The 14,231-nt window shown below is 69.2% G+C and carries 9 protein-coding genes and 2 pseudogenes; 6 read left to right on the plus strand and 5 right to left on the minus strand.

Annotated features, from left to right (window positions below):
- Positions 1-72: 72 nt before the first annotated feature.
- Positions 73-892, plus strand: a pseudogene (locus tag NUT86_RS00420) (IS5 family transposase).
- A 653-nt stretch (positions 893-1,545) separates the two neighbouring features.
- Here the strand turns inward: NUT86_RS00420 and NUT86_RS00425 are convergent.
- From NUT86_RS00425 to NUT86_RS00445, 5 genes and pseudogenes are all read right to left on the minus strand, one after another.
- Positions 1,546-3,363 carry an ice-binding family protein gene (locus NUT86_RS00425; protein ID WP_274732606.1) on the minus strand — a complete coding sequence of 606 codons (1,818 nt, stop codon included), beginning with the start codon at positions 3,361-3,363 and terminating at the stop codon, positions 1,546-1,548.
- Positions 3,364-4,747: 1,384 nt separating this feature from the next.
- Positions 4,748-5,548, minus strand: coding sequence for a YhjD/YihY/BrkB family envelope integrity protein (locus tag NUT86_RS00430; protein WP_159492167.1), 801 nt, complete (start codon positions 5,546-5,548; stop codon positions 4,748-4,750).
- A gap of 43 nt (positions 5,549-5,591) precedes the next feature.
- Entirely contained in the window at positions 5,592-6,101 is a 510-nt protein-coding gene (locus NUT86_RS00435) for a hypothetical protein (protein ID WP_109893876.1), read from the minus strand.
- A gap of 465 nt (positions 6,102-6,566) precedes the next feature.
- The gene (locus NUT86_RS00440; RefSeq protein ID WP_274732611.1) at positions 6,567-7,040 is read right to left on the minus strand and encodes a transposase; all 474 of its coding nucleotides are present in this window, start codon (positions 7,038-7,040) and stop codon (positions 6,567-6,569) included.
- Positions 7,041-7,203: 163 nt separating this feature from the next.
- Positions 7,204-7,653, minus strand: a pseudogene (locus tag NUT86_RS00445) (IS110 family transposase); the annotation flags it as partial.
- A gap of 1,757 nt (positions 7,654-9,410) precedes the next feature.
- On the opposite strand from NUT86_RS00445, the gene NUT86_RS00450 reads away from it, so the two are divergent.
- From NUT86_RS00450 to NUT86_RS00470, 5 genes are all read left to right on the plus strand, one after another.
- On the plus strand, positions 9,411-9,521 hold the full coding sequence (locus NUT86_RS00450) for a keywimysin-related RiPP (protein WP_104531164.1): 111 nt from the start codon (positions 9,411-9,413) through the stop codon (positions 9,519-9,521).
- Positions 9,522-9,548: 27 nt separating this feature from the next.
- On the plus strand, positions 9,549-11,405 hold the full coding sequence (locus NUT86_RS00455) for a lasso peptide isopeptide bond-forming cyclase (protein WP_274732614.1): 1,857 nt from the start codon (positions 9,549-9,551) through the stop codon (positions 11,403-11,405).
- A 71-nt stretch (positions 11,406-11,476) separates the two neighbouring features.
- Complete coding sequence (locus tag NUT86_RS00460) at positions 11,477-11,731, plus strand: lasso peptide biosynthesis PqqD family chaperone (protein WP_093647012.1); 255 nt, start codon at positions 11,477-11,479, stop codon at positions 11,729-11,731.
- On the plus strand, positions 11,728-12,162 hold the full coding sequence (locus tag NUT86_RS00465) for a lasso peptide biosynthesis B2 protein (protein ID WP_093647010.1): 435 nt from the start codon (positions 11,728-11,730) through the stop codon (positions 12,160-12,162). The genes NUT86_RS00460 and NUT86_RS00465 overlap by 4 nt, the downstream gene beginning before the upstream one ends.
- On the plus strand, positions 12,159-14,039 hold the full coding sequence (locus tag NUT86_RS00470) for an ABC transporter ATP-binding protein (protein WP_274732619.1): 1,881 nt from the start codon (positions 12,159-12,161) through the stop codon (positions 14,037-14,039). The genes NUT86_RS00465 and NUT86_RS00470 overlap by 4 nt, the downstream gene beginning before the upstream one ends.
- Positions 14,040-14,231 lie beyond the last annotated feature (192 nt).

Raw genomic sequence — 14,231 nt, forward strand, 5'->3', positions numbered from 1 at the left:
ACGACGGTGGCGACAGCGCCACCGAAGCACTAAGACCGTGTCCTACGTGGTGAGGCGGTCGTTGGCTTCGGTATGGGGCGGGGTACGTGGAGTTGGATTTTGTTCCGGACGGACTGTGGGAGATCGCGAAGCCGCTGATCCCTCCGGCGAGAGTGCGGCCGCAGGGCGGCGGAACGCAGGACACGCCTGATGAGACGCTGTTCGCGGCCATCGTCTACGTCATGGTCAGCGGCTGCGCCTGGCGCCAACTGCCGCCCTGCTTCGGCATATCGAAGTCGACCGCCCACCGCCGGTTCCTGATCTGGTCGAGAGCCGGCGTCTGGGGCCGCCTGCACGAAGCCGTGCTGCACCGCCTCGACGACACCGGCCTGATCGACGTCACCCGCGTTGTCCTCGACACCGCCCATGTCAGGGCTAAAAAGGGGGCGAACACACAGATCCGAGCCCCGTGGACCGGGGCAAGCCGGGCTCCAAGATGCACATCCTGTCGGACGCGAACGGGCTGCCCCTTCTCGTCGGCATCTCGGCCGGCAACACCCACGACAGCGAAGGGCTGAAGCCCATGGTGGCGGGTCACCAAACGAGACACGACCCCCACCGAGGCCGGTACCTCAAGCCCCAGCGCCTTCACGCCGACAAGGCGTATGACCGCGCCGATCTGCGGAAATGGCTGCGCGGCAAGCGGATCGGAGTGCGCCTCGCCCGCAAAGGCATCGAATCCAGCGAACGCTTAGGGCGCCGGAGGTGGGTGATCGAGCGCACGATGTCTTGGCTGTCCGGCTACCGCAGACTCAGCCCCCGCTACGAGCGCCATTCCCGCAACTACCTGGCCTTTCTCGGACTCACCGCCGCCCTTTGCTGCTACAAGCGCCTCGTCCGCCTCACCACGTAGGACACGGTCTAAGTGAAACTCCGACATATGCTTGTGCACCATCCGCAGCTGACCAGATAGGCGGCTCGGGGGTCGTCACCGAAGTGAGCGCCGATCCATGATCTGAACCCCGCCGCCAGTGTGTCCTTGGTGATGAAACGGGTGAGGCGACACGTGGTGCCGAGGGCGAGAAGGAACGCGGCAACGCTCATGAGAACCGTCCACTCTCCTGCTGGGCTCACTACGGGTGGGGCGGACTCGGCGGGACCCCGATGACGTGGAAAACATGTGTCTGACCGGCCACCTGGAGCTCCACACGTGACCTTGGGGCAGTGAGAGCCGCTCGGCTGTCCGGGGCCGATGCCGGAGGGAAACACCGGCCCCGGTCCTCACCTGTGAGCCGTCCACGAACCACCGGCACCGGGGGGGGGCTGTCCGCTTCCCCGTCTCCGTCCTGCCGACGGGCGTGGTGCCGAATGGCTCACCGGTAAGTTTGAGTCGGGCCGTCCCCCGTCGTGGAAGGACGGGGGACAGCCCTTGACGGACACGCCCTTGAGGGGCCGGCCGCCTACCGGAAGGCCGTCAGGTCAGGGGCTGCACTGCGTGACCAGACCTGTGCGCGAGTACCGCAGCAGGACCCGTCACACTCCCCCGGCCGATCGGGCGCAGGTCGGTCACACCGGCGGGAAGCAGGGCGTCAGGGAGCCGGTTGCCTGGACCGTGGAGCCCCCGACGGTGGCGACCGCCGTGTAGCTGCTGGCGCTGATCTGCAGGATGGACAGGCCGGCGTTGTTGAGGGTGGCGACACCGCTGGCGTTGGTCACCGCGGTGCCCACCGGCAGGCCGGAGACGTAGAAGGTGACCGTGACTCCCGCTTGCGCCGGCGTGAGGGTGGCCTTCAACGTCGCCACGAACAGGTGCGGAATCGGGAAGGGCAGGTTGACCCGCCAGCAGGCGGGCGACGCACTCAGCGGGCCTGTAGGCGCACCGACGGTGATGGTGAGGGGTGCGGAGACGACGCCGGTGCACGAGCACGCGGTGCCCGCCGCGGTGACAGTGGCGGTGACCGTGGCGGCTCCGGCGGTGTTGAAGGTCAGCGATCCGGTCGCGACACCCGCCGCATTGGTGGTGACGGTCACCGGGACGGCACCGCCGTTGAAGGTCACCGAAGCACCCGAGACCGGCAAACCGTTGCAGGTCACCACAGCGGAGACGGAGGTCGGCTGGCCGACGACCACCGGCCCGACCACCGGCTGGACCACCACCTGGCAGGACTGCTGCGGAGTGACGGTGATGGTGACGGGCGCGGAGACGACGCCGGTGCACGAGCACGCGGTGCCCGCCGCGGTGACAGTGGCGGTCACCGTGGCGGCTCCGGCGGTGTTGAAGGTCAGCGATCCGGTCGCGACACCCGCCAGATTGGTGGTGACGGTCACCGGGACCGCACCGCCGTTGAAGGTCACCGAAGCACCCGAGACCGGCAAACCGTTGCAGGTCACCACAGCGGAGACGGAGGTCGGCTGGCCGACGACCACCGGCCCGACCACCGGCTGGACCACCACCTGGCAGGACTGCTGCGGAGTGACGGTGATGGTGACGGGCGCGGAGACGACGCCGGTGCACGAGCACGCGGTGCCCGCCGCGGTGACAGTGGCGGTCACCGTGGCGGCTCCGGCGGTGTTGAAGGTCAGCGATCCGGTCGCGACACCCGCCAGATTGGTGGTGACGGTCACCGGGACCGCACCGCCATTGAAGGTCACCGAAGCACCCGAGACCGGCAAACCATTGCAGGTCACCACAGCGGAGACGGGCGTCGGCTGGCCGACGACCACCGGCCCGACCACCGGCTGGACCACCACCTGGCAGGTAGTCAGGGCCGGGACGGTGACCGCGTTCGTGTCCAGCGTGACGGCGGCGCCGAGAGCCAGCAACCGGCCGTCCACGATGGCCCCCGTGTTGGCGGTGATCGAGGTGTTGGCGAGGATGCTGCCCCTGATGGTGGTGCCGACGCCGAGTGTCGCGGAGCTGCCGACCTGCCAAAAGACATGGCTGGACTGCGCGAGGCCGGCGAGGTTGACGGTGCCGGCGGCTCCCGTGATGAGCGTGGTGTTCGTCTTGAAGATGAAGACGGCGTTGGGGTCACCCTGAGCGTCCAGGGTCAGTGGCCCGTTGAGGCTGAACGTGCCGGAGAGGGAGTTGTACACGCCGGGGGTCAGGGTGGTCCCGCCGAGTTCCGTCGCGACAGTGGCCGTGGCCGGTTGCAGAAGTGCGTTGCCGTACCCGATGAGCAGGTCGGCCTGGGCCTGCGCCGCGGCAGCGTCGTTCACGTGGATGGTTCCGGTGACCGTTCCGGGAGGGTTGAACCCGGTCACCGCACCGGCGGGGCTCACTCCGAGGTCGCCGGTGACCACAGTGGGGCCGGTGTTGGTGACCGCCGTGTTGGCGAGCACGCCGAAGGTGGCGGCGGTGCCCAGAGGTACAAGTGTTGCCATCGTGGGTTTCCTTTCCTAAGGCTTCCGGGGCGGCTCTGATGCCGCCCTGGAACTGTGGGAGGGCGGCGCGCTTGCACCGCTGCGACCGGCGCCTTGGGCACGGGGTGAGCTGTGCCACTTGCTGCGCGCCGGGATGAACATGAAGGCTTCGCCCCGAGCGTGGTGTGCGCACTCGTCACAGCTGCCTGGGCGCACTCAGGCGTCGGCGCTCCTACCGCGTGCTCCTGGTGACGCCGCACGGGAGGTCGCCTGATGCCGGATCGTCGCCTGTGCCGGACGTCGGGGGTGTCCGCCATCCAGGTCTGATGGAGAACAGGGGGAGCCTGGAAACAGGCGGAGTTGTCGCCCGAGTCGGTCACTTGGGCGTGCTAGCGGTCCGTGGAGCCCCGTTTGAGATGGGATCCGCCGAAACCGATGTGGTCGGATTCAGCGGAGTCGGCAGCGTGAGTTGTTTTCCACTCACCACGACTCAAAGCAGTTGATGCCTTTTCGGCTGAAAACCCTTGCCCATGTTGAGCCCTCGCGATCTAGGTCTGCGTGGATCTAGTTCGGGACTCCTCAAGGACCGACTGGCAGTCAGATCACAGCTGGTAGAAACAACTGACCAGCCGTCCAAGGAGCGCCCATAAGGAAATGCCGCTGGCCACTACGGGCCAACCGGCAAAACATGAGTCCCCACGAGGGATGGGCGACCTCCGGACTCACTGTTGCTATTTAAGGCATCACCCGCGGTACTCGGATAGAGGGAGGGCCCAGATGTCCCCCGAATGGCGCAGCGCTTACCCAGGGCCGCTGCTGCCACGGACCATGCGTGGACATCACGCCTTGACGGCGGAGCGAACTCATAGCCAGCACAGAAAGGCGGGCTGGAACCGTTCGTGCACGGACACCCCTGGGGGCAGTGGCACTGCTGCGCGTTCTGGTGCTTGTGGTGCCAGTGCTCGCCGCGCGGCGGTGAATTGCGGCGTATCAGGGGGAGTTGTGGTGCGGTCCGCGTCATAGGAACGAACGTCGGAGGTCAGCCGCTGGGTCCATCGGGCACCCACTGGCGACCGTCTCCTTGCAACCTGACGGTCCGTGCACGGGCGCGTGATCGGGTTGTTCCTCCGGGCCTCCGCTCGCAGACGAAGGGTTCGGACGCCGCCTGAGCAGGGCGTCAATCGTGCTCTTCTTCTTCGGCCTCCATGCGCCGGGTGCCTTGGTGCGTCAGCGTGACCACGGCGGCGGGCGTCGGCGACCGCACGCAGGGCGCCCCTTGTGGTCTCCGGTGGAAGCGAGGGCTCGCGCCGTGACGGCAACGGCCAGAGCGGCTGCGGCGGTTGGGGGCCCTTCCAGCCTCGGCGCGGGCGCGGATGGCGAGTTCAGCGGTAGCCGGTCGGTCTTTTCAACGGTGTCGGCGCTGAAGAACCAGTCGGCCGACCAGCGCACCGCCGAACACCACCACGCCCACACCGACCAGCCAGGACTGCACGACCAGGACGGTTCCGATGGCGCCGTAGGTGACCGCGCTGGATGCGATCAACGGCGAGAAGACGAGCCGGGAGAAGAACCGGAGACCGATCAGCCCGATCACCGTAGCCACCGCGCCGGGCAGCAGGGCGCCCCAGCCGACCCGCCCACCGAGCAGCATCCGCTGCGACCACCAGAAGAACAGCACCGCGCTCAGCAGTGCGGCCGACGTGAGGGCCAAGGACTGTCGCCACAGCGTGGTGGTGGCGGACATGAAGAGGTACCCGACGAGTACGACGAGCCACAGCACATGCCGCCACCGGGCATACCAGCGCGCCGGCGAGAGCTCCCAGACCCTCTCGTAGCCGGTCTGCACCGCCGACCCCAACGACAGACCGAAGACAGCAAGGGTGGCAAGGCCAAACGCGGTCGTGGTCCGTGCCGCCTGGCCAGGCCGGGTGAACAGCTGCCCGATCTGCTCACTGGAAGTCGTCGACACACCGATCCCCTCCCCCAGCCACTGCGCGAACCCCCGCCCGTGCGTCGGATCACCCACGGAGACCACGATCAGCAGCGGCACCAGCGTGAGGAACCCGAGCGCCGCAAAACCCAGTGACCGCGACCCCAGCTCCAGCTCACGGCCCCGTCTCCATCCGCGCCCGACCGGCGAACGCCGGATCCCACGGCGCAGCCGTCCGAACAGAGAGGGACGGCTCGCGGCTCCGGAAGGCTTCATCGGTGTGCCTGCCGACTGGACGGCCGACGATGTCGCCGCGGTCTCACGGGCCGTCAGTTACGCTGCGCGCCCGGGAGGAGAAGACCGCCTCCGCTGCCGCGAGGCGCAGTGTCTCCAGCGTGTCGATCTGGTCGCGCGCCCGTTCCAGCAGATGGTGCAACTGGGATTCGTCCAGGCGGGGCTTCCCCGCGGCCACGATGAGCAGCGTGCGCCAGATCAGGGTCTTCCCCCCGACTCCCAGCCGCAGGGTCTCCGGCTCGATCAACGTGCTCAGTCCGGAGCGCCGGTACAGGACACCGTTCGGCTTCAAACGCCCCAGCCGCTCTGCCACCCAGCCACCGGAGACCTTGTAGCGGCGTGCGGGGACTTCCAGCGCGTCCATGACTTCGAGCAGGCTCCGCCGGTCCTGAGCGATCTCGTCGCAGATGCGCTGCCGGTCGGCACTACGCGCCGAGTGGCGGTGTCGGTGGGCGATGCGCTGCGCGAGCCCGATGCCGAAGGTGGCACCGGCCAGGTGGTCATTCAGGTAGATCCCGAGCTTGTCGCGATACATCCTGGGCCCCGTTCTCGCCTGTCCTCGGCGATCTCCTCGACGGTGCGAGCGCGTACACAAGCAGGTACGGAGCACCGGCGTCGGATGTCCCCCGCACCACGACAGCAAACCGCGGGAGAACGGAGTCGACGTGGCGAAATGCCGGGAACGGACCCGAACGGCTCAGGGGACCAGGCGCACCGCTGGGACTGTCGGGCACCGTGGTGCCGGGCGCCTCGCCGGAAATCCCCGAGCCGCACGCTGACGGCTACTACCGGTACGAGCACACCGGCCAGTGGAAGGTGGCCGACCTCACCGCTGCAACGTCTCCTGGATCTCCGCCGCCGGTGACCGACAGGCTGAGCACCGCGGCTCCGTACGCCTGGAAGGTGGACCTCTTGGCGCCGCATCAGGCAGAGCACGAACCGGGCCACGTGCGCGGACACCGGGCCGCGCTCTCACAACAGCTGCCCCCTATGACGGAGGTCATGATGGTGAGGGCCTGACCAGGTTGAAGACCTCTCGGGCCACGTAGCGTTTGAGGCATCGGACGATCTCGCGCCGGGTCTTGCCCTCCTTGGTGCGGCGCTCGTAGTAGTCACGTGTGCGCGGGTCGAAGCGCAGCCGGGTCTGCACAATCCGGTGCAGGGCGGCATTGGCCTGCCGGTCGCCGCCGCGGTTGAGCCGACGGTAGTGCCGACTGCCCGAGGAGTGCTCGACCGGGCTGACCCCGCACAGCGCGGCGAAGGACGCCTCACCGCCCAGGCGCTCCGGGTTGTCCCCCATCGTGATCAGCAAGGTGACGGCCGTGTCCGGGCCAATGCCCACCGGGGCGAGCAGCTGCGGGGCGTGGCGTTCCACGAGCCGGGCCAGGTGACGTTCCAGGTCTTGAATCTGCCCGGTCAGCTGCTCGACGCGCCGGGCCAGCAGGCGCAGCGTGATGCGGGTGGCCTGCAGCACCGCCGCCGCCCCCGTCTTCGTCGTTGTCGGCGAGCCGCGCGCAGGTGCGGATCAGCGCCGGGGTGTTCAGCCCGGCCAGTTCTTCCCGCAGGACCGGATCGGCGGTCACGAGGACGGCCTTGAGCTGGTTGATCGCCTGGGTGCGGGCCTTGACCGCGGAGTCCTTGGCAAGTTTGAACATCCGGGCGATCTGCACCGGCCCGTCGCCTGCCTTGGCCCGGGCGCGTGCCCGCCCGCTCAGCACAGCCCGGGCCGCGTTTTGCGCATCGGCCGCGTCCGGCTTCCCGCGCCGGCGGCGATCCGACCGGTCGGGCCGGTTCACCTCGAACACCTCGACCTGCTGGGCCAGCAGATAGCGGCACAGACCCGCACCATAGCTGCCGGTCCCTTCCAACCCGGCCCGCCGCACCGTGCCCAACCCCCTGGCCCACGTCAGCAGTTCGCGATAGCCCACCGCGGTGGCGGGGAAGCTCCCGGTCCCGATCATCTCCCCCAGCGAGGAGACCACCGCGACGGCATGAACATCCCAGTGCGTGTCCACACCGAGGACGGCCTCCCCACCAAGCCGACGCCGACGGGTGCGTGCGGTGCTGGGCGTACAGGCCATGGTCATTCGCCTCCCGACCACATGCGGTTCCAAGTCGCCGACACCGGACCGCGCGGACGGTCAGAACTGTGACAACGCCTGATGGGTCGACAGGCGCCTATCGGGACACGCCCCGCCGGTGCCGGCACGCACCATCCCTGGTCAGCGGGGGCGACAAAGCTGAGACAAGACACCCTGGCCAAAATTCTCATGAGCCAGACCCCGCCCCGGGACAGCACCCGCCCATTGTCCCAGCAGGACAGCTACGGCGTGGGCACGCTGCCACAGCACACCCATATCAACTGCGGGAGCAACAGAAAGGGCCACCGAAACAACCCATTATGAAAAACAAGGCAAGTTGCCCATGCGTTTACGGGCGACTCAAGCAACTGGCGGGTACACAAGCTAAGTTCCGCCCTGACCATCCGATGTCGAACGCTCACGGCCCCTCACTCCAGGTCCGGCCTTGATGCAACAGTCGTGGTCGAACGGCAGAGCCGGAGCACAGCAAGACCGTGCCGAACACCTCACCGGGCCCGCCCCCGAACGCAGGAACCCCCGCCGGCAAGCCGACGGGGGTTCCTCACCTCTCACGCGGTATCACACGCGTCTCACCAACAGCATTGACGCTCCTGGATCACGAGGCTCTGACCTGTGCATACGCCCCTGACCTGGACCACCCGGACCGCACAAGACGCGATCTACAACCTGTGCCAGGTGGGACCGTCAGCTCGGAGCGGGCGGCTGCGGCCAATCCAACAGAGCCGCAGCCCTAAGTCTGCATCAGCCAAGATCCGGACCATTCCCGGGCCAGCGGTCCCGGCAAAGTCCCCACCGCTGCCATACCCGCAGGTCAGCGAGCTGCTTGCGCTGTACCACCAGCAGACGAAGAACCTGCTGGGCTCTCCACACATGTGGCCGAGCAAGCCCGATTGGCACCACGAAATTCCCGGCAACCTGCCACACCTGCGTCGCCAGCAGACCATCTGACCAACGACGCATAGCGACTGATGCCCCGTCAGAACGAGCGTCACGAGCGTCATTTCAGCGTCAAGATATCGCCCGTAACGCCCACACCGCACATAATGCGCACGCGCAAAACCGCAGGTCAGACGCCCTTAGTCGCCTTCTCCAGCACCACAACGCACTCCACATGATGCGTCATGAAAAACACGTCACCGCGGGCGGGCGCGAGGAAACACGCAGGTCAGGAGCGGACGAGCACGCGCTGTGGGGCAGCGACCTCCTGGCCTTCCAGGACGTACGACAGTCGGCGTTCGTACGTCGCGAATGCGCCGACGTAGAGCCGGACGTCCCTGAGGGGGCAGCCCCCGTCATCGCCTTGTGCCTCACCGATGAAGCCGATCCGTCGTCGCCCGGCGCGAAAGGCAGCGGACTGGTTGTGCAGGGAGCGAGGCCAGGCGCTACCCGGCGGCGACCACTCCGGGTTCCTGCGCCCCCGTGCGCCGGGTAAGACGACCGCCAAGTCTGTACAGGCCCAAAGGTTTTTTCTGAACGGCGCCGGAACGCAGGCCCTGCGGTTGGCGATTCAGTGGTGCGCATCTATCGAGCCATTTCGAGCACGAGTCGCACGCCAATTCATACAACCTTATTTGTGGTTCTTCTGTTGCGAGGGGCTGCGGGGCTGCAACTAGCTTCGGTGGCGCGCCGCAGCTCCTGTTCCGGATTTCCGATGAATCCGGGCGCAGCTGTTCATGAGCCGGACAGCCGGCTCGTGGCCGGGCTGGGGAGGGGTGGCGTAATCCGCATCGAAGGAGACGGCAATGAAGAAGGCTTACGAAGCGCCGACGCTCGTCCGACTGGGTTCGTTCCGGAAGAAGACCGGGCTCCTGAACAGCTCCGGGAACGACCGGCTGATCCTGAGCAAGAACTGACGGTCAACGGCTCGCTGATCCGAAGCCATGACTGAAACGCACCCAGGTGCGGGCAGGGGCCCCGGCGACGCGCACTTCGCGGTCTTTCCCGACCGTGCGGACGCGGCCGCCGTGGCCCGCTGCTTCGCCCACCCGCAAACCCGCACCCTGACGTACGCCTCCGGCCGTCCCTGGCTGGTGGGCCACTGGCACGACGAGGACATCGTGACCGCTCGCGCCGGCACGGACGCCCTCGCCCTCGTCGGCTGCTGTCCGGTCGACTCCGCCGAACTGGCGCGCCGGATCGGCCGGTTGAGGGATCTCTCCGAACTCGACGCCTGGGCTCGCAGCCTGCCCGGCAGCTTCCATCTTGTGGCCGCACATGACGGGCAGCTCCGGGTGCAGGGCACCGCGTCCGGTCTGCGGCTGGTGTTCCACGCGCTCGTCGGCGGTGTGCGGGTGGCGGCCACCAGCTCCGATGTGCTCGCCGACGCGCTCGGCGCCGAACCGGACGAGGAACAGGTCGCGGTCAGGCTGCTGTGGCCGGTTCCCCACCCGTTGCTCGAAGCACCGCTGTGGCGGGAGGTCACCGCCGTGCCCCCGCAGGACGCGCTGATCGTCGCGGCGGACGGGCGGTCCGTACGGCACTCGCGCTGGTGGACGCCGCCGGAGCCGACCCGGTCGCTCGCCGACGGCGCCCCCCTCGTCCGGGACGCACTCACCGGAGCCGTCGAGGCCCGTACGCGGCAGGGCGGCGTGGTCAGTTGCGATCTGTCCGGCGGGCTGGACTCCACCTCCATCACCTTTCTGGCCGCTCGGTCGCCCGCCAAGGTGGTGGCCAGTACCTGGCCGGGGCGCGATCCCGCGGACACCGACCTGTACTGGGCCTCGCAGGCCGCCGGGTGCCTGCCGCAGGTCGAGCATGTGGTGTGGAACGCCGACGATTCACCACTGGTCTACGACGACCTCCTCGGCATCGACGACCTGTTGGACGAGCCGACCATCGGCGTCATGGACCGCTCACGGGTGCTGCACCACCTGCCGGGCCTGGCCGAGCGAGGCAGCCGGCTGCATCTGACCGGTATCGGCGGTGACCATGTGGCGTGGTGCTCCGAGGCGTATTACCACCGCCTGCTGCGCAGGCGCCCGTTGTTCGCCGTGCGGCAGCTTCGTGGGTTCCGGGCGCTGTGGCAGTGGCCGCTCGGCGGTATGGCCCGGGCGCTGGCCGACTCCCGGCCGTACGGGACATGGCTGGCGGACGCCGGCCGCGACCTGCGCGAGCCGCTGCCCGCGTCCGTCAGCAGCGGTCTGGGCTGGGGCATGGCACCGCGACTGTTCGACTGGGTCACTCCCGAGGCCGAACGGCTGGCCGGGCGGGCGCTTCGTGCGGCGGCCGCAACCGCCCTACCGCTGCATCCGGACCGGGGCCTGCACACCGACCTGGAGCAGATCCGCTCCTGTACGCGCATCATCCGGCAGTGGGACCGGATGGCGGCCAGGGCCGGGGTGCCGATGGCGTCGCCGTTCTTCGACGACCGGGTGATCGAGGCATGCCTGGCGGTCCGCCCGAGCGAGCGCGTGACGCCCTGGCGGTACAAGCCTCTTCTCACCACGGCCATGCGCGGCATCGTGCCGGAGTCCTGTCTGGGGCGTACCAACAAGGCCGCGGCGTCCATGGACGCGTCCAACGGGCTGCGCGAGCACCGCGGTGACCTGCTGGCGCTCTGGGAGGACTCACGGCTGGAACGGCTCGGCCTGGTGGACGGCGAGGCCCTGCGCCGGCTGGCCCAGCGGCCCGCCACCCCCGGGCTGCGCGACGCGATCCTCTACTCGACCATCGCCGGCGAAGTGTGGCTGCGCAGCCTCTCCCGCCCCGCGCAGGACAGGACCCGCACCGCCCCCTAGGCGCTTCCCCCAGGCACTTCGCTGCACGCCCCCCATACGCCCCCATACGCCCCCATACGAAAGGCACACATATGGCATTGCGGTTCGGCGACAAGATCTCCACGGCCGCGACCGACTACGGCACGGTCCTGCTGGACGAACGCAGCGGACAGTACTGGGAGTTGAACCCCACCGCCGGCCTGATCGTCACCACCCTGCTGGCGGGCGGCGACGAAACAGCGGCGGCCGACGCGCTTCTCGCCGAGTTCGCCATCGACCGCACGCGGGCCGAGCGGGACGTCGCGGCCCTGGTCGAGGAGCTGCGCGCTTCGGGGCTGGCCGCATGACGACACCGAGCGCACTGGAGCGGCCCACCGGAGTCCCCCTCGCCCGGCGGCTGGCCGCCCGACTCGTCCTCCTCCCCGCCGTCGCGCTGTCCTTCCTGCCCCCGCACCGCATCCGTGCCGTACTCGGGCTCGTACGCCGAGGAGCCACACCCGCCTCTGCCGGCCAGGCCAAGGCTGCCCGGGACGCGATGTGCGCGGTCAGCCTGCGCTGCGCCGGGCCGCGCGGCTGCCTGCCCCGCTCCCTGGGGGCCGCGCTGCTGTGCCGGCTGAGCGGCAGCTGGCCGACCTGGTGCACCGGGGTGCGGGTCGTGCCGCCGTTCACGGCGCACGCCTGGATCGAGGTCGATGCCCGCCCGGTGGACGAAGGGGTGCCGGACGACTACTTCACCCGGCTCATCGCCGTGGCACCGGTCAGCCGGCCCACCCGATGACCGCGGCCACCACGAAGACACCGGACCGTTCGACATGGGGTGCGGTCACCACCATGTACCGGCTCACCACCGGGCACCGGGCCTCCGTCGTCGTCGCCACCGTGCTCACCCTGGCCGGCTCCGCCCTCGGACTGTCCCAGCCGCTCCTCGCCAAGAACATCGTCGACGCCAGCAGACACGGACGGACCTTCTGGCCGCTGCTCGCGCTCCTGGCCACCCTGTTCGTCACCGAGGCGGCGACCGGCGCGGTGGGGCGCTTCGTCCTGGAACGCATGGGTGAAGGCGTCGTACGGGGACTGCGCCACGGCCTCATCGCGCGCCTGCTGCGGCTGGAAATGAACCAGTACCACCGGCACCGTACCGGCGACCTGATCTCCCGCGTGACCACCGACACCACCCTGCTCAGGGACGTCGTGTCCCAGGCGCTGGTCGACCTGGTCACCGGCGCCCTCGCCGCCGCCGGGGCGGTCGTCCTGATGGCGTGGATCGACCCGCTGCTGCTGCTTCTGGTCGCCCTGACCGTGGCCACCGCCGCCGTGGTCGTGGCCTCACTGCTCAAAGGCATCCGGGCCGCCTCCGCACGCATGCAAGGCTCCGTCGGCGCCGTCGCCGCCGAACTGGAGCGCGCGCTGGGCGCCTTGCCGATGGTCCGGGTGCACCGCGCCGAGGAGCGCGAGGCGGCGCGCATCGGCACGCGGGTCGACGCGGCGTACGACGCCGGCGTACGGACCGCGAAACTCGCCTCGGTGATGAGCCCCGCTGTCGAACTCGCCGTCCAGGGCTCCTTCCTGCTCGTCCTGGTCATCGGCGGGCTGCGGGTCAACGGACACGCCAACTCCCTCGGCGATCTGGTCGCCTTTCTGCTGTACGCCTCCTACCTGGTGCTGCCGTTGTCGTCGGTGTTCCGGGCGGTCGGGCTGATGCAGCGCGGCATGGGCGCGTACCAGCGGATCGCGCAGGCGCTGGCGATGCCGGCGGAACCGGAGGAGGTCGTGGAGCGCGCGGAGGCCGTGGAGCGGACCGGGCCGGGCGGGTGCGTCGTCCGTGTGACGCCCCGGCGGGCGGAGCGGACGGGGAAGGGCGAGGCACCGGCCCTGGCCCTGCACGACGTCCGTTTCGGGTACGTCCCGGACCGGCCGGTGCTCAACGGTGTCTCGTTCACCGTCCCCCACCACGGGCAGGTCGCCCTCGTCGGACGGTCGGGCGCGGGCAAGAGCACGATCTTCGCGCTGGTGGCGCGATTCCACGAACCGGACTCCGGAACGCTGCTGTTCGACGGTCGTCCCGCAGCCGAGCTGAGCCGCGGAGCATGCCGGGCACGCATCGCCGTCGTCGACCAGAACACCCATGTCGTCCACGGCTCGCTCCGGGACAACATCACCTACGCGGCACCCGACGCCGGTGATGCCGAGGTCCGGCGGGTCGTCGAACTCGCCCGGCTCGACGGGGTGGTCCGACGACTGCCCGGCGGCCTGTCCGGCGTACTAGGCGAACGCGGCAACACCCTGTCGGCCGGCGAAAGGCAACGAGTCGCCCTGGCCCGCGCCCTCCTCGCCCGGCCCGCACTCCTTCTCCTCGACGAACCGACCTCCCACCTCGACGCCATCAACGAGACCGCACTCACCACGCTCATGAAGGAAGCCGCCCAGGAATGCGCCCTCCTGGTGATCGCGCACCGTCTCTCCACCGTCCGGCACGCCGACCGCATCATCGTGCTGGAAGAAGGCCGCACCGTCGCCTCCGGCTCCCACGAGGAACTGCTGACCACCAGTCCCTCTTACCGTGCGCTCGCGGCCGGCCAAATGCTCCGGCCGGCCCACGGCACGTCCGGGGCGGATGCGGCGACGGCCGCGCACGAACGGCCCCGAACGCCGTAGTCGTTGAAGGTCGTCACACCGCGTCTGCGGCCGGGCAGGGAGAGGCTGACCTCGACGACCTCCCCCTCCCCGGCCGTTGCCGACCATCGCGTTGCGGCAACAGCATCATCGCCCCGAGCATCTGCCGATCTGGCGAGCCGAGCGTACTGTGCGCGCTCTCAAGCGCTCAACTGACCTGCGAACACCGAATTT

The organism is Streptomyces sp. G7(2002), assembly GCF_028870195.1.
GTDB lineage: Bacteria > Actinomycetota > Actinomycetes > Streptomycetales > Streptomycetaceae > Streptomyces > Streptomyces nigrescens.